A 15,099-nucleotide genomic window follows, 5' to 3' on the forward strand; every position below is an offset into this window, starting at 1 on the left:
GCTGACCGCATGACCGCGACGCTCACCGACCAGAAGTACGACGAGGTCACCGAGGCTCTGAAAGACGTCATGGACCCCGAACTGGGGATCAACGTCGTCGACCTCGGCCTCATCTACGATCTCGCCTGGGATGACGAGAACGACGCCCTCGTCATCCACATGACGCTCACCAGCGCCGGCTGCCCGCTCACCGATGTTCTCGAGGAGCAGACCGCCGAGGCGCTGGACAAGGTCGTGGATCGCTTCCGCATCAACTGGGTGTGGATGCCGCCGTGGGGTCCGGAGAAGATCACCGACGACGGGCGCGACATGATGCGCGCCCTCGGCTTCGCGATCTGAGGATGCTGCGGGTCACGGCTCTGTCGCTGGCTGAGCTCCGCGAGCGCAGCAGCGAGAAGTGGCGGGAGTATCCCGCCGACGTCCTGCCGCTGTTCGTCGCGGAGACCGACTTCCCGCTGGCGCCCGCGATCACGACCGCGCTGCAGCGTGCCCTCGACACGGGCGACACCGGCTATGTCGCCTCGCGCACTCCGCTCGCGGAGTCGTTCGCCGCGTTCGCCGAGCGGCGCTTCGGGTGGGCGCCGGATCCTGCGCGCATGCGGAGCACCGCCGACGTGAGCATGGGGATCGTGGAGATCCTCCGCCGTGTCACGCAGCCCGGTGACCGTGTCGTCGTGACGCCTCCGGCGTATCCGCCGTTCTACGAGCTCGTGTCGGAGGCGGGCGCCGAGGTGTCGCGCGTTCCGCTGCGCGACACCGGGACGGCGTGGGAACTGGATCTCGACGGCATCCGCGCAGCCTTCGAAGACGGCGCGACCGCCATCTTGCTGTGCAACCCGCACAACCCCACCGGCACCGTCCACGATCGCGACACGCTCGTCGCCCTGGCAGAGCTCGCCGAGGAGTTCGGTGCCGCCGTCGTCTCCGACGAGATCCATGGGCCCCTCGCGCAGCCGGGCACGGGATTCACCCCCTTCCTCGATGCGGGCGACGCCGCCCGCCGCGTCGGCTACGCGGTCGTGAGCGCCAGCAAGGCGTTCAACCTGGCCGGTCTCAAGTGCGCGCTGATGGTCACCGCTGACGACGAGACGACCGCAGTCGTGCGCGGCCTTCCCGTCGAGGTCGAGTGGCGCACCGGACAGTTCGGCCTGCTCGCGGCTGTCGCCGCGTTCGCCGAGGAGAGCGACGAGTGGCTCGACGGCCTGCTGCGCACTCTCGACGAGAACCGAGTCCTGTTGGAGGATATCCTCGCCTCGCGCCTTCCTGGTGCGCGCTACCGCATCCCCGATGCCGGGTACCTCGCGTGGATCGACCTCTCGGCCCTCGGCTGGGGCGAGAACCCCGCGCGGCGCATCCTGAAGGAAGCCAAGGTCGCGCTGCACTACGGTCCTGCCTTCGGGGCAGAGGGTGCGGGGCATGTGCGCCTGAACTTCGGGACAAGTCCCGAGATCATCACCGAGGCCATCGAGCGCATCGCGGCGCTCGTGGGCCGATGACCCTGCCGGAGGCCGCTGCGTCGATCTGGGATCGCCACCGCATCTGGGTCAGTCTCGGAGCCGTCGCGCTGATCTTCCTTGCCGCGATCGAAGCGCTTGCGGTCACCACGGTCATGCCGATCGTCAGCGAAGCGCTCAACGGAGAAGCCCTGTTCGCGGTCGCCTTCGCGGGAACGCTCGCGACGAGCGTGATCGGCATGGTCGCCGCCGGTGCGTGGTCGGATGCCCGCGGTCCGCGGGGCGCCCTCTACGCCGCGGTCGCCCTGTTCGTCGCGGGTCTCCTCCTCTCGGGTTTCGCGGTGACGATGCACCAGTTCCTGATCGGTCGACTGGTTCAAGGGCTCGGCTCGGGCGGGCAGACCGTCGCGCTGTACGTGGTGGTCGCGCGGCTGTATCCGCCGCACCTGCACGGGCGGATCTTCGCGGCGTTCGCGGCGGCGTGGGTCGTGCCCTCGATGATCGGGCCGTTCCTCGCCGGGGCCGTCGCGGAGTACCTCGACTGGCGCTGGGCGTTCCTCGGCGTCGCCGTGCTCACTGCTGCCGCCTTCCTCATGATCGCGGTCCGCCTGCGGGGAGTCTCCCTGGGTGGCGGCGAGCCGCAGGACCGACGCGCCCTGCTCACCCGGCTGCTCCTCGCCGTCGTCGTGGCCGTGCTGGCCGTGGTCATCGGGTTCTCCGCCGACATGGCGCCGGCGATCGGATGGCCTCTCGCCGTCGGCTCGGTAGTGATCATCGCTTTCGCGGTGCTTCCGCTGCTTCCTCGGCGCACCCTCCGGGCGGGGGACGGACTGCCCAGTGTCGTACTGATGCGTGGCATCGTCGCAGGTGCGTTCTTCTCGACCGAGGCCTACATCCCCTACCTCCTCATGGAGAAGTTCGACTTCACCGCGACCTGGGCCGGCATCGCGCTGATGCTGGCGGCGTTCGCGTGGGCGGGAGCATCCGCTGTGCAGGGGCGGTACGGCGAGCGGCTGGGCAACCATCGGATCACTCTGATCAGCCTGAGCCTGATCCTCATCGCGATGGTCGGCGTTCTGCTGACCGCTCTGTTCGACATCTCTCCGGTGATCGTCATCATCGGCTGGGCGTTCGCCGGCGGTGGCATGGGGCTGCTCTACCCCCGACTCACCGTGCTGACACTCGCCTACTCCACCGACGCGAATCAGGGGTTCAACTCGTCGGCGCTGTCGATCTCGGATGCCGCCGGGTCAGCCGTCGCGATCGCCTTCGCCGGACTCGGGGTCGCCACGCTCGGTGGGGGAGCCGGGGCCTTCGGTGCGGTCTTCGCCTTCGGTGTCGGGCTCGTGCTGCTGGCTTTGGTGCCAGGACTCAGGCTCGGCCACGCGGCGGAGTCGCAGGCCCGCTGACCGACTCGGCCAAGGCGGCGACGCCGAGGTCGAAGATGCGGTCGAAACCTGCGGTGACGTCGGTCGGTCCTTCGCCGAGCAGCGCGCCGTGACTGTCGGCGTGCATGCGCTGCTGCACGAGTGTCGCGTGTCCGAGGACGAAGTGCAGGATCGCCACCGCACGCTCCGAACCCCCGGGAGAGCGCTCCGCACCGAGAGCGTCCTCGAGGGCCGCCTGCGCCGGAGAGGACCCCAGGCGCAACGCGTAGGTGCTGAGCACGAGCTCTGCACCGTCGCGGTGGGCGAAGAGCGCGTCTCGGATGCGGCGAGCTGTTGTGAGCACGTCTGCTCCGTCGACGAGGACGTCGGCGGTGATCCGGTCGGCGAGGTCGGCGAGCAGCTCCTGCTTGCTGGAGAAGTGCCAGTAGAGGGCGCTGGGCTGCAGGTCGAGTCGAGCGGCGATGCGGCGCATCGAGAGGTCGGCGAACCCCACCTCGTCGAGCAGGGCGAGGGCGGTGCGGGCGACGCTCTCGCGGTCGTGCCGGGCCGGATTGGGTTCGGGGCTCATCTGCTCACTATAGTGAACAGCGTTCAGGTGAACGGTGTTCAGGAGGGTCATGGAAAAGGTCGCGACGACCGCGCTTCGCTCGATCGTCACCGAGCGTGTCTCCGTCGACCTCGACGGCAGAACGGTGCTCGACGACGTGACCCTCGATCTCGCCGCTCCTACGATCGCCGTGATCGGTGCGAACGGCTCGGGGAAGTCGACTTTCGCCCGTCTGCTGAACGGGCTCGTCTCGCCATCGTCGGGGCGGGTGAGCGTGCACGGGAAGGACACGGTGCGCGACCGGACAGCCGTGCGAAGAGGTGTCGGTTTCGTGTTCGCGAATCCGGACGCGCAGATCCTGATGCCCACCCCCGCCGAGGACCTCGCGCTGTCGCTCCGCGGTCGCCCACGTGTCGAGATCGCCCGTCGGGTCGCGGAGACGCTCGACGCGCACGGACTCGCAGGGCACGCCGATGCGCCCGCGTCGACGCTGTCCGGCGGGCAGAAGCAGATGCTCGCCCTGGCATCCGTCCTGATCACCGAGCCGGACCTGATCGTCGCGGATGAGCCCACGACGCTGCTCGACCTCCGCAACGCGCGCCGCATCGGCGACCTCCTGCTCGCGCAGGCAGCGCAGGTGGTTCTCGTCACCCACGATCTCGATCTCGCCGCACGGTGCGACATGGCGGTGCTGTTCGATGACGGGCGCATGGTGGACACCGGCCCGCCGGCGCAGGTCATCGCCGAGTACCGACGGCGAAGCGCATGATCCAGCTCTACCGACCCGGCACGAGCATCCTTCATCGTGCTTCGCCGGGCGTCAAGCTCGGATGCCTCGCGGCAGTCGCGCTGGTCCTGTCGATGTATCCACATGATGCGCTGAGCATCGGGATCGTCCTGCTCGCCGTGGCGTGCCTGTACCTCGTCGGCGGTCTGGGGGTGCGTGTGCTCGCGGTGGAGCTGTGGCGCCTGCGCGCGATCATCGTGGTGCTCGGCGCGGCGCTGGCCGTCTTCGTCTCGCCCGTCGCTGCGTGGATCAACACCGGTCGCGTCGTGGCTTTGCTGCTGCTCGCGAGTCTGTTGACTCTCACCACGCGGATGGCAGCACTCCTCGATGTGCTGCGACGGCTGCTGCACCCGCTGCGCCGGGTGGGTATCGACCCTGAGGTCGTCGCGATGACCTTCTCTCTCACGCTCACGATGATCCCGGTCATCGCCGGCTTCGCGGCGCGCGTGCGGGAGGCGGGGCTCGCACGCGGCGTGCGGCTGGGGCCGAGGGCCGTGGTCCCGCTGCTGGTGATGACGCTCCGCCACGCGGATGATGTCGGCGAGGCGCTGACGGCACGAGGCATCGTCTGACGCTCAGGTGATTGCGAAAGAGGACCGTTGCGGAGCACAAGCCTCGGGCGAGCGACGTGCCAGGCGGAGGGCCACGGCGAGCAGGGCGACCGCGATCACTGCGGTGGCGACCGACGTGCCGAGGACCAGCAGCAACACGATTCCGATGAGGCCCAGGAACGCGCCCAGCACGAGAACGCGTCCGGACTTCGTCGCCTCAGGGGCCGGCTGCGTCTCGAATCGCGTGAAGGCCAGGGCCACGACAGCGGTGAGGGCGAGGGCTGTCACGAGCCACAGCGGACGACCCGCCCACCAGTCCATGCTGCCCAGCGCGGGAAGGGCTGCTCCGGTGATCAGCGAGAACGTCGCGGAGAGCCCGGCCATCGAGAGCAGGACCGGCATGTGCCAGAGGTAGATGCTCATGGCGCGTCGCGTGACGAAGTCGGTGAAGGCTGCAGCCAGGGGACGACGGCTGAACCGCTCGATCCGCTCCCGGTGCAACGAGAGCAACCCGGTGTGCACGATGCCGACGAGCAGCAGTGCGGCCGTGGGCGGATTGATGTTCGCGATGAGGTCGGGCGAGTACACGCCGGTGACGAACGTGGCCGCCAGGAGCGCCGCTGCTCCGGAGACCGCGACGATGCGGGTGCGTCTGCCCAGTGCGTCGATGCGGCCGTCTGCGAGGAAGAACCCGAGCTGCTGGAGCGTCATCCAGACGAAGGCGAGGTTCAGGAACCCCAGGCCGTCGATGCCGCTGGCGGCACGCAGGGAGTCGACGAGCACGGATGCCGCCGCGAGGGCGCCGATCGTGGCGAACGGTGCGCGTTCGTGCGCGGCGGCCAACAGGGGCAGGAGCGCCTGGCAGAGGACGAAGACCCCGAGGAACCACAGCGGCTGGCCGTAGCGGAACCCGGCTGTGGCGATGAGGTCGGCCGGGACGCCGATCACCGTCAGCACCGCAAGCGCTAAGCCGACGACCGCGACCGTGAGGACAGCGGGGCGGAGGAGGCGATGCAGGCGCCCGGCGACGAAGCCCGTGGCGGTGCCGCCGCGCTGCCGCAGCCGGCGGTGCGCGAGGAGACCGGAGAAACCGCCGATCACGAAGAACAGCGGCATCACCTGGAGGACCCAGCTGAGCGGCGTGATCCACCAGCTGCCGTCGCTGGCGTTCTCGAACAGGGGTCCGGCGTCGGTGACCGTGACCCCGACCATGATCGCGTGCAGCAGCACGACGCCCAGGACGCAGAGCGCCCGGACGAGGTCGATCCCGGTGTCGCGCAACGGGCGCTGCGGGGGTGTGGGAGTCGCGGTGCGCGGCGCCGGGGCGATGGTCATGGGTCCTCCTCGGGAGCGGTGTTCCCGAAGACTATGGACGCGGTGCCCGGCGGGACATCACTCCCGAGTGCCGTTCCCGACCCCTACCGGAGGATGAGTCAGGAGGAAGGTTCGACGAGGCCGGTGTCGTAGGCGAGGATCACGGCGTGCACGCGGTCGCGCAGGCTCAGCTTCGCGAGCACCTTGCCGACATGCGTCTTCACGGTCTGCTCGGCGATGAAGAGGTCGCTCGCGATCTCGGTGTTCGACCGGCCCTTGCCGATCAGCACCAGCACTTCGCGTTCGCGCTCGGTGAGCTCCGCCAGCGCGGTGGCGGCCCGCGGAGAGCGGGGTCGCCGGCCGGCGAACTGCTCGATCATGCGGCGTGTGACGCTGGGCGCGAGCAGCGCGTCGCCCCCGGCGACCACCCGCACCGCGTGCACGAGCTCCTCGGGCAGGGCGTCCTTCAGCAGGAACCCGCTGGCACCGGCTTCGAGCGCGTCGTAGACGTAGTCGTCGATGTCGAAGGTCGTGAGCATCAGGATCCGCGGCACGTGGGCGGCGGGATAAGTCGGACCGAGGATGCGGCGGGTCGCCTGGATACCGTCGAGTTCCGGCATCCGCACGTCCATCAGGATGACGTCGGGATCGACGCGCGCCGCCAGCGTGACCGCCTCTGCGCCGTTCGCCGCCTGTCCTACCACGCGGATGCCTTCGTGGGCATCCAGCAGGGCGGCGAAGCCGGCGCGGACCATTGCCTGGTCATCGGCGATGAGGACGCTGATCGTCACGTGGACTCCTTCTCAGGGGTGCGGGCGGGGAGGGGGAGGTCGCTCAATGGGAGAGAAGCCTCGACGGTCCAGCCGCCGTCGGCGTCCGGCCCGGCGGAGAGGTTGCCGCCCAGCAACTCGGAGCGCTCGCGCATGCCGCGAAGTCCGTAACCGGCGCTGTGCTTCTCGGAAGTGTGCGGGGGAGCAGCGTTGTGCACGCGGATGCGGATCGTGTCGGCATCCGCGTGCAGACGCACTTCCACGCGCGCGCCCGGGGCGTGACGCGCGGCATTGCTCAGCGCCTCCTGGATGATGCGGAAGGTGGCGATCTGCACCGCGGGATTCGCGCCGGAGGCTGCGTCTCCGCCCTCGATCACGAGACCCACTTCGGCGCCGGCACGGCGGATGCTGTCGACCAGCGCCGGCACGTCGTCAATGCCCTGCTGCGGGGCGAGCTCGGCGCTCTGGTCCTCGGTGCGGAGCACGCCGAGCAGTCGGCGCATCTCGGTGAGGGAGGCGCGCGCCGTCGCGGCGATGTCTTCGAGCTCGGCGGTTGCCGCATCGCCGATGTCCGGGATGCGGTAGCGGGCTGTCGAGGCCTGCACCTGGATGACCGACATGCTGTGGGCGATGACGTCGTGCAGCTCTCGGGCGATGCGGGTGCGCTCCTCGACGAGGGCTCGCCGCGACTCTTCCAGGGCGCTGTGCTCCTTCTCCTTCGTCAGCTCCGCCGAGACCCGCAGGCGGCCGGCCACGAGAGCGGCGACGAGGAACATCGCGGCGGCGATCGAGGAGGTGACGATGAGATCCGCGGTGGCGCTGCCCGAGGTGGCGGCCGTCGCAACCATGTCGGGGCGCAGGAGCGGCGCCGCGAGCGACACGATCACACCGATGATCAGCGGGGCGACCCCGACGCGCGCGCCGTGGACGAACGTCACCACGCCGACGAACAGGACGAAGGTCAGCAGCGCGGGAACCGACCACGGCCAGGGAGCCTGAGTCGCAAGCTCCGGCACGACGAGCAGCGGCAGCGCGAACGCCGCCCCGCTGAAGAGCGCGATGGCCCACCGGGGACGCGAGATGGCCAGCAGCGGTGCGCCACAGAGCGCCGCGCCGAGGATGAACGACAACGGCAGCGATGTGCCGTAGAGGACGGTCTGGATCGGTACGAGATTCGAATACAGCACGATCGCCGCGCCCCAGAGCGCGATGAGCGCAGCGGTGCGCGGATTGATCCGCGTGAGTCGCGGGGTGCGCTCTCGGCGACGGGCCATGTCTGTCATCCTGCCAGTTGAGGGACGACCACGCGCCGACGGCGGGCGGCGGCGATGCGGTCGATCACGAGGCCGATCACGAGAGCGATGACGATGCCCAGCCCTGCGCTCAGCAGCGGCTGGTCCTTGATCCACGCACCGGCGAGCAGACCTATCGCGAGGCTGAAGACGCTCCAGCTGGCGCCGGCGATGATGCTCAGCGGCAGGAAGCGGCGCCACGAGAAGCCGAGCGCGCCGGCGGACATGTTCACGGCCACTCGGCCGACGGGGATGTAGCGGGCGCCGAGGATCAGGGTGGCGCTGCGCCTGTCGAGCGCGGTCTGCGCATGCGCGAAGGCCGCGGCCACTCGGGGGCGTCGCATCCAGGCGAACCGGGTCGTTCCGAGCCGCCGCCCGATCGCGAACGCGATGTTGTCGCCGATCGCCGCCCCGGCCGCGCCGACGACGCCGAGCAGCAGCAGGTTGCCGTCCCCGGTGGATGCCGCGACCGCCGCGGCTGCGACCAGCACCGTCTCGCTCGGCACCGGCGGGAAGAACCCATCGACGACCGTGACGACGAACAGCACGAGATACAGCCAGGGGGAGGCGATCGCCTGCATGATGAGCTCATTGAGGATGTCCACTCCTGCACGTTACGAACCGCGTGCCCATGACGGCATCCCTCCGCAGTATCGTCCCCCTCACTCTCAGGAGTGATCTTGCTGACAGCGACCTCGCGGCCGCGCCGCTTATACTGGGAGGCTGGCCCCTCGGCCGACTCTCTCCCGCTGAACGAACGGACATCCGCTGTGCTTGCCGTGCACGACCTCGAGATCCGCGTTGGCGCGCGCATGCTGATGGAAAACGTCTCGTTCCGCGTCGCCGACGGAGACAAGATCGGACTCGTCGGACGCAACGGCGCCGGTAAGACCACGCTGACCAAGGTGCTCGCCGGTGACGTGCTCCCGTCGAACGGCACCGTGACGCGCTCCGGTGAGCTCGGCTATCTGCCGCAGGACCCGCGCACCGGCAACCCGGAGGACCTCGCGCGCACCCGCATCCTCGATGCTAGGGGGCTCGGGCAGCTGAACCTCGGGATGACCGAGGCGTCGCTCGCGATGGGATCGGAAGACCCCGCTGTCGCCGAGAAGGCGATGAAGCGCTACGCCACGCTGACGGAGCAGTTCGAGGCGCAGGGCGGGTACGCCGCAGAGGCGCAGGCGGCCTCGATCGCGCACAACCTGTCGCTGCCCGACCGCATCCTCGACCAACCGCTGTCGACGCTCTCCGGTGGACAGCGCCGTCGCATCGAGCTCGCCCGCATCCTGTTCTCCGACGCGCAGACGATGATCCTCGATGAGCCGACCAACCACCTCGACGCCGACAGCGTCGTGTGGCTGCGCGAGTTCCTCAAGAACTACAAGGGCGGGCTGATCGTGATCAGTCACGACGTCGAGCTCGTCGGCGAGACCGTGAACCGCGTGTTCTACCTCGATGCGAACCGTCAGGTCATCGACACGTACAACATGAACTGGAAGAACTACCTCCGCCAGCGCGTCGCCGACGAGGAGCGCCGCAAGAAGGAGCGCGCGAACGTCGAGAAGAAGGCGACGACCCTGCAGCTGCAGGCGGCTCGCTTCGGTGCGAAGGCGTCGAAGGCGGCGGCAGCGCACCAGATGGTCGCCCGTGCGGAGAAGATGCTCGCCGGACTCGACGACGTGCGCCAGGAAGACCGCGTGGCGAAGCTGCGGTTCCCGAAGCCCGCTCCGTGCGGCAAGACGCCGCTCATGGCGACCGGACTGTCGAAGTCATACGGCTCGCTCGAGATCTTCACCGACGTCGACCTCGCGATCGATCGCGGTTCGAAGGTCGTCATCCTCGGTCTCAACGGTGCCGGCAAGACGACGCTGCTGCGCATGTTGGCGGGCGTCGATCAGCCCGACACCGGACAGCTCGAGCCCGGTCACGGACTCAAGGTCGGCTATTACGCCCAGGAGCACGAGAATCTCGACGTCGGCCGGTCGGTGCTGCAGAACATGGTGTCCGCAGCCCCGCACATCACCGAGACCGAGGCACGCAGGGTTCTCGGCTCGTTCCTGTTCACCGGCGACGACGTGCTGAAGCCCGCCGGTGTGCTCTCCGGCGGCGAGAAGACCCGCCTGTCGCTGGCGACGCTGGTCGTGTCGTCGGCGAACCTGCTGCTCCTCGACGAGCCGACGAACAACCTCGACCCGGCGTCGCGCGAGGAGATCCTCGACGCGCTCGCGCACTACGAGGGTGCTGTGGTGCTCGTGTCGCACGACCCGGGCGCCGTGCAGTCGCTCAACCCGGAGCGTGTCCTGATCCTCCCGGACGGTGTCGAAGACATCTGGAGCCAGGAGTACCAGGACCTGATCGAGCTGGCATAGCCGCACCGCGGCACGGCACGGATGCTCCGCGGCGTGGAAAAGTCGAGAGCGTGATGCTCGACGATCAGGATCGCCGGATCCCCACTCTGAACGACTGGCTCCGTGGCCGCCACGCCTTGACTGGCGTCGCCCCGGAGTGGGATCTCGACGCGCTGCCGGCGGAGCCGACGGTCCTCTTCCACGAATGGATGCTGCGCGCAGCCGCCGACGGCGTCGCCGAGCCGCACACGGCGACTCTCGCGACCGTGGACGCCGAGGGAGTCCCGGACGCGCGGACCTTGATCCTGAAGGGGATCGACGGGAGCGGGTGGGCTTTCGCCAGCACCCGATCGTCCCGCAAGGGAGCCCAGGTCGCCCAGGCCCCGGCGGCCGCCTTGAACTTCTGGTGGCAGCCGCAGGTGCGCGCTGTCCGCGTGCGCGGTCGAGTCGAGGAGGCATCCGCCGAGGAGAGCGCGGCAGATCTCGCCGCGCGATCTCGCGCGGCACAGGAGGGCATCGCGCCCGGTGATTGGGTGCGCTGGCGGATCATTCCCTCGCGGATCGAGTTCTGGCAGGGGTCTCGTGACCGTCGGCACACGCGGGTGGTCTACGAGCCGCTCGGTGATGGCTGGTCGCATTCGGTGTCCGGCGACTGATCCCTGGGCGTGCTCCGCGCCGTCTGTCGGGGGCTGGCGGTAGCGTGACCGGATGGACCTCGCCCACATCCGCGCCGTCTGCTGGGACTGGAACGGCACGCTGCTCGACGACGCGGAGATCTGCCGCCAGGTGATGAACGCGGTGCTCATCGATCATGGGCACGAACCGCTGGTCGACCTGGAGGCCTATCGATCTGTCTTCCGGTTCCCGATCCGCGACTTCTACCGCTCCGTCGGAATCGACGACGATCGTTTCATCGCCGCCGCGACTACCTATCTCGACCGGCTCGCGTCTCGGGTCGGAGAGGCGCGGCTCCACGTCGGAGCGCGTGACACGATCGCCGCGCTGAACGAACTCGGGGTTCGGCAGATCCTCGCGTCGGCCACGGTTTCGAATGCGTTGGAACGGCAGATGGCGCCGCACGATCTGACGCTCCTGTTCGAGACCGTGCTCGCGATCGACGATCCCTATCGGGCGTCGAAGCACGAGGTGATCCGAGGCTGGCTGACCGCATCCGACCTGGACCCGCAGGACGTGCTGCTCGTCGGGGATACCAATCACGATCGAGAGATCGCCGATGATCTGGGCGCCTCGTTCATTCACTTCCGTGCGGGGCACCAGGTGCATCTCGACGATGCTGAGAGCATCTCGGCGCTCGATGAGCTGCCCGTTCTGTTCGGTCTGCCACGCGAAAAGCGCCGGATGTCCGCCTGATCCGATCCCTCGACAAAGCGTAGCCTTTCGGTTACGTTTCCGGCATGGACGGAGCTCGCGCGATCGCAGACCCGGTGCGACGGGAGATCCTCGCGCTCGTTCGCACCTCGCCGCTCCCTGCGGGAACCATCGCCGCGCACTTCTCGATCAGTCGTCCCGCGGTGAGCAAGCATCTGCGGGTGCTCATCGAATGCGGTGTGGTCGAGGCGACGTCAGCCGGACGGCAGCGGATCTATTCGCTGCGTACCGAGCCGCTCGTCGACGTGGCGGCGTATCTCGAACGACTGCTCAGCCCTTCCCTCGCGATGCACCTGGACGCGCTCGAGACCGAGGTCGCCCGTGCCAGACGCGAACGCCGTGCCGAGCCGGCATCCGTATCGATCATCGAAGGAGAGTCAGCATGAGCCCACCCACGCCGACAGGCCGCCTGATTCCAGGCGCGGGAGGACGCGACCTGGTCTTCACCCGCACGCTGCCGGGGTCCGTGCAGGATTCCTGGGCGAGCATCACGGAGCCCGAACGCACGGCGCGATGGATCGGCGCCTGGGAGGGCGACGGAGTCGTCGGCTCGACCATCCGGCTGCGACTCGGCTTCGAAGACGATGCGCCCTGGGCCGATGTGCAGATCACCGAGTGCGATCGACCTCAACGGCTTCGGGTCGTGTCGATCGATGAGGCCGGAACCTGGGACGTGTCGATGGAGCTGACGCCCGTCGACGAGGGCACGGAGTTGCGCTTCACGATGCACGCCGTGGACCCGGCGACCATCGGAGGTGTGGGCCCGGGATGGGAGTGGTATCTCGACCAGCTGGTCGCGGCGATGTCCGACGCCCCGCTGCCCCGCTTCGAGGACTACTTCCCCGCCCAGCGAGAGTACTTCGACGGGCTCGCCCGGTGACCGGGCGGGGCGGCAGTGAGGAAGGGAACAGCGTGAGCGGATACCAGGTGGTCGAGATCGGCGCGCTCGACGAGTGGCGCTCGCACCACGGCGGTTTCGACGCGTCGCGGTCGCGCGACGGGCGGAGGGTGGTCGACCACGAGCTGACGATGCAGTACATCGGCATGACGGCCAACGCCCTCGAACCCGGGGAGGAGGCCGGCTACTGGCACGTGCACCGGAAGATCGAGGAGGTCTACGTCTTCCTCGCCGGTCGGGGGCAGATGGGACTGGATGACGATGTCGTCGAAGTGGGGCCCGGAACGGTGATCCGGGTCGGACCGGGCGTGTACCGCACCTGGCGGGCGCGTCCCGACAGCGCGGGCGAGCTGCGCTGGCTCTGCCTGCGCGCCGCCGGCGAGGAGTTGCCTCATCTCCCGGACGACAGCTCACGCCTTCCGGACAAGCCCATGCCGTGGGTCGACTGAGCGTCCGAAGCGTGTCAGCGCGCGTCGAGCAGTTCGTCCTCGATGGCAGCGTCGCTGTCACGGCGGCGAGGCTTCTTCGGCTCCACCGGGGCGCCCTCGAGGTCTTCGCGATGCTTCACGATCTCGGTGCGGATGATGTAGCCGATGAAGATGAACCCCATCAGGGCGAACAGGATCCATTGGATCGCGTAGGAGAGATGCGGGCCCGGGTCGTCGGTGGGGGAGTCGAAGCCGCCGAGCGCGACCTCGCCTGACGGGTTCTCTTCGACCAGCCGCCCGTAAGCACTCGTGATCACATCGCCCTCGACGATGGCGTCGATCGCCGGCAGGTTGATCGTCGGAACCTGACCCTCGGGGGCGCCACGACCTGATGGCGGGAGCTTCTCGCCTGGACGGAGACGCACCGTCACCTCGACCTCGCCGGTGGGCGGAGCCGGCACGGCATCCGGCGCGTCGCCGTCACCCGGCGGCACCCATCCGCGGTTCACGATGAACACGCGCCCGTCGACATCGCGGAAGGGAACCAGCACCTCGAAGGCACTCGTGCCGCCATGCGGACGATTGCGGACCAGCACCTGCTGATCCGCGAGGTACTCGCCCTGAAGGATCACCGGGTGCCACTGATCCTCGGGATCGAGTGCGCCGTCTTCGCCGATGAGCTCGGCGAGCGGCACGGGTTCCGCGTCGTAGTTCTGCTCGACGAGTTCGATCTGCTCGGCGCGAGACTCGTTCCGTTCGAACTGCCAGTTCGACAGGAAGGCGCAGGCGACCGCGAACCCGATCGCGATGAGGACGTACACGGCCCAGCGGGTCAATCTGTTGCTCATGCGGGAAGACCCTCTCGCACGGTGACCGGAAAGTCACGAGCCGCAAGGTAGTCGCGGAGAAAACCGACGTGCTCATCGCACGCGAGCCAGATCTTCTCCCGGTCGGCGGCGTGAATGCGCGGGTTCCGCCAGACCACGCGTTTGGTCGCCGCGCTCCGGCAGCCGGCGCGCGAGCACTCGTAATCGGTCACGATCCGTCCTGGCGGCTTTCGCGAATGATGAGAACGGTGGGATCGCCCGTGTCGATGACGGGCGCCGGAGGCCTAGGCGCCTCCAGTTCCTGCACGGGGGACTCCGCGATCGTCTCGGTGCTGTCGCTTCCAGCGTTCGCGAAGACGACCGCGATGTACGGCAGCACGGCCGCTGCGATGCCGAAGACCCAGGTGTACCAGCCGTAGGGCTGCACGAGCACCATCAGCGCGAAGCACACGATGCGGATGGTCATCGTGAGGGCGTATCGGCGCACACGATGGTCAGCCTCATCCTGCGGGGCCTGCGGCAGGGAGGTGACAGCCGGAACCTGACGTGCGTTCTTCACGATGAGTCCAGCCTACGCCGGTGCGGCGCGCGCTGGGCGCCATCGGAGGATGCTCAGCCGGCGAACAGGAAGGGCAGCGTGAAGGCTCCGAAGAAGATCGCGCCGATGACGGTCGACACGATCGTGAACGCCAGGAGTGCGACGACGACGTAGCCCGTGATCAGACCCGCGAAAGCCATGCCGCGGCCGCCGAGAGCGGGGTTCCGCTTGGTCTGGCCGAGTGCCATGTGCCCCGTGATCACCGCGACGATGGACGCCAGCATGGGGACCACAGCCCAGAAGAGGACGATCCCGGCGATGCCGCAGACCAGCGAGGTGATCGCGAGACCGCTCGTCGGTCGTGCGGCCGGAGCAGGGTAGCCGGAGGTCACGTAGGGGTTGTACGCGGCCTGCTGCGGAGGCTGGGGAGGGGCATATCCCGGCGGCACCGGGGCCACGCCGTATCCCGGCTGGGGAGGAGCGGCCTGACCATACGCCGGCGCGGCACCCGGATAGGCCTGAACGGGTTGCGCGGGCGCCGGTCCCGGGTGGAACGGTGCGGGGGGAG

General features: G+C 68.9%; 20 protein-coding genes. 11 read left to right on the forward strand and 9 right to left on the reverse strand.

Annotation, left to right across the window (positions count from 1 at the left end; all coding sequences use genetic code 11):
* Positions 1 to 9 precede the first annotated feature (9 nt).
* The 3 genes from RS85_RS03190 to RS85_RS03200 are packed head-to-tail and all read left to right on the forward strand — an operon-like array spanning position 10 to position 2,863.
* On the forward strand, positions 10 to 339 hold the full coding sequence (locus RS85_RS03190) for a metal-sulfur cluster assembly factor (RefSeq protein WP_046011974.1): 330 nt from the start codon (positions 10 to 12) through the stop codon (positions 337 to 339).
* Positions 340 to 341: 2 nt separating this feature from the next.
* Positions 342 to 1,496: a MalY/PatB family protein gene (locus tag RS85_RS03195; RefSeq protein WP_046011975.1), complete on the forward strand. Its 1,155-nt coding sequence runs from the start codon at positions 342 to 344 to the stop codon at positions 1,494 to 1,496.
* The gene (locus RS85_RS03200) at positions 1,493 to 2,863 is read left to right on the forward strand and encodes an MFS transporter (protein ID WP_046011976.1); all 1,371 of its coding nucleotides are present in this window, start codon (positions 1,493 to 1,495) and stop codon (positions 2,861 to 2,863) included. Before RS85_RS03195 ends, RS85_RS03200 begins: the two co-directional genes overlap by 4 nt.
* Here the strand turns inward: RS85_RS03200 and RS85_RS03205 are convergent.
* Positions 2,826 to 3,410 (reverse strand): TetR family transcriptional regulator, encoded by a 585-nt coding sequence (locus RS85_RS03205; protein ID WP_046012005.1) that lies wholly within the window; start codon positions 3,408 to 3,410, stop codon positions 2,826 to 2,828. The genes RS85_RS03200 and RS85_RS03205 overlap by 38 nt on opposite strands.
* A gap of 49 nt (positions 3,411 to 3,459) precedes the next feature.
* On the opposite strand from RS85_RS03205, the gene RS85_RS03210 reads away from it, so the two are divergent.
* Positions 3,460 to 4,158 carry an energy-coupling factor ABC transporter ATP-binding protein gene (locus RS85_RS03210; protein ID WP_046011977.1) on the forward strand — a complete coding sequence of 233 codons (699 nt, stop codon included), beginning with the start codon at positions 3,460 to 3,462 and terminating at the stop codon, positions 4,156 to 4,158.
* Entirely contained in the window at positions 4,155 to 4,748 is a 594-nt protein-coding gene (locus RS85_RS03215) for an energy-coupling factor transporter transmembrane component T family protein (RefSeq protein WP_046011978.1), read from the forward strand. Before RS85_RS03210 ends, RS85_RS03215 begins: the two co-directional genes overlap by 4 nt.
* 3 nt (positions 4,749 to 4,751) lie before the next feature.
* Here RS85_RS03215 and RS85_RS03220 read toward each other — a convergent pair whose 3' ends face one another.
* The 4 genes from RS85_RS03220 to RS85_RS03235 all read right to left on the reverse strand — a co-directional run bounded on the left by RS85_RS03220 (position 4,752) and on the right by RS85_RS03235 (position 8,708).
* Positions 4,752 to 6,062, reverse strand: a complete 1,311-nt coding sequence (locus RS85_RS03220) for an acyltransferase family protein (RefSeq protein ID WP_052703336.1) — start codon at positions 6,060 to 6,062, stop codon at positions 4,752 to 4,754.
* Between the two features lie 98 nt (positions 6,063 to 6,160).
* The gene (locus RS85_RS03225; RefSeq protein WP_046011979.1) at positions 6,161 to 6,832 is read right to left on the reverse strand and encodes a response regulator; all 672 of its coding nucleotides are present in this window, start codon (positions 6,830 to 6,832) and stop codon (positions 6,161 to 6,163) included.
* Positions 6,829 to 8,085: a sensor histidine kinase gene (locus RS85_RS03230; RefSeq protein WP_046011980.1), complete on the reverse strand. Its 1,257-nt coding sequence runs from the start codon at positions 8,083 to 8,085 to the stop codon at positions 6,829 to 6,831. The genes RS85_RS03225 and RS85_RS03230 overlap by 4 nt, the downstream gene beginning before the upstream one ends.
* Positions 8,086 to 8,090: 5 nt before the next feature.
* A complete protein-coding gene (locus RS85_RS03235; protein WP_046011981.1) occupies positions 8,091 to 8,708 on the reverse strand; it encodes a DedA family protein in 618 nt (205 codons plus the stop codon).
* A gap of 165 nt (positions 8,709 to 8,873) precedes the next feature.
* Here RS85_RS03235 and RS85_RS03240 point away from each other — a divergent pair, with 165 nt between their 5' ends.
* The 6 genes from RS85_RS03240 to RS85_RS03265 are packed head-to-tail and all read left to right on the forward strand — an operon-like array spanning position 8,874 to position 13,187.
* On the forward strand, positions 8,874 to 10,472 hold the full coding sequence (locus tag RS85_RS03240; protein WP_046011982.1) for an ABC-F family ATP-binding cassette domain-containing protein: 1,599 nt from the start codon (positions 8,874 to 8,876) through the stop codon (positions 10,470 to 10,472).
* A gap of 53 nt (positions 10,473 to 10,525) precedes the next feature.
* Positions 10,526 to 11,107 (forward strand): pyridoxamine 5'-phosphate oxidase family protein, encoded by a 582-nt coding sequence (locus RS85_RS03245; RefSeq protein WP_046011983.1) that lies wholly within the window; start codon positions 10,526 to 10,528, stop codon positions 11,105 to 11,107.
* A gap of 52 nt (positions 11,108 to 11,159) precedes the next feature.
* The gene (locus RS85_RS03250; RefSeq protein WP_052703338.1) at positions 11,160 to 11,822 is read left to right on the forward strand and encodes an HAD family hydrolase; all 663 of its coding nucleotides are present in this window, start codon (positions 11,160 to 11,162) and stop codon (positions 11,820 to 11,822) included.
* A 44-nt stretch (positions 11,823 to 11,866) separates the two neighbouring features.
* Positions 11,867 to 12,226 (forward strand): ArsR/SmtB family transcription factor, encoded by a 360-nt coding sequence (locus RS85_RS03255; protein WP_046011984.1) that lies wholly within the window; start codon positions 11,867 to 11,869, stop codon positions 12,224 to 12,226.
* Positions 12,223 to 12,720: an SRPBCC family protein gene (locus RS85_RS03260; protein ID WP_046011985.1), complete on the forward strand. Its 498-nt coding sequence runs from the start codon at positions 12,223 to 12,225 to the stop codon at positions 12,718 to 12,720. Before RS85_RS03255 ends, RS85_RS03260 begins: the two co-directional genes overlap by 4 nt.
* Before the next feature lie 32 nt (positions 12,721 to 12,752).
* On the forward strand, positions 12,753 to 13,187 hold the full coding sequence (locus tag RS85_RS03265; protein WP_046011986.1) for a cupin domain-containing protein: 435 nt from the start codon (positions 12,753 to 12,755) through the stop codon (positions 13,185 to 13,187).
* Between the two features lie 14 nt (positions 13,188 to 13,201).
* Here the strand turns inward: RS85_RS03265 and RS85_RS03270 are convergent, their stop codons facing one another.
* From RS85_RS03270 to RS85_RS19865, 4 genes are all read right to left on the reverse strand, one after another.
* Entirely contained in the window at positions 13,202 to 14,014 is an 813-nt protein-coding gene (locus tag RS85_RS03270; RefSeq protein WP_046011987.1) for an SURF1 family cytochrome oxidase biogenesis protein, read from the reverse strand.
* Positions 14,011 to 14,205 (reverse strand): hypothetical protein, encoded by a 195-nt coding sequence (locus RS85_RS03275; protein WP_046011988.1) that lies wholly within the window; start codon positions 14,203 to 14,205, stop codon positions 14,011 to 14,013. The genes RS85_RS03270 and RS85_RS03275 overlap by 4 nt, the downstream gene beginning before the upstream one ends.
* The gene (locus tag RS85_RS03280) at positions 14,202 to 14,552 is read right to left on the reverse strand and encodes a DUF3099 domain-containing protein (protein WP_046011989.1); all 351 of its coding nucleotides are present in this window, start codon (positions 14,550 to 14,552) and stop codon (positions 14,202 to 14,204) included. The genes RS85_RS03275 and RS85_RS03280 overlap by 4 nt, the downstream gene beginning before the upstream one ends.
* Positions 14,553 to 14,605: 53 nt before the next feature.
* Positions 14,606 to 15,099: DUF4190 domain-containing protein (locus RS85_RS19865; RefSeq protein ID WP_200894784.1), on the reverse strand; the 494-nt coding region annotated here is incomplete at its 5' end.

Origin of the sequence: Microbacterium sp. SA39 (genome assembly GCF_000967865.1) — a bacterium.
Taxonomy (GTDB): Bacteria; Actinomycetota; Actinomycetes; order Actinomycetales; family Microbacteriaceae; genus Microbacterium.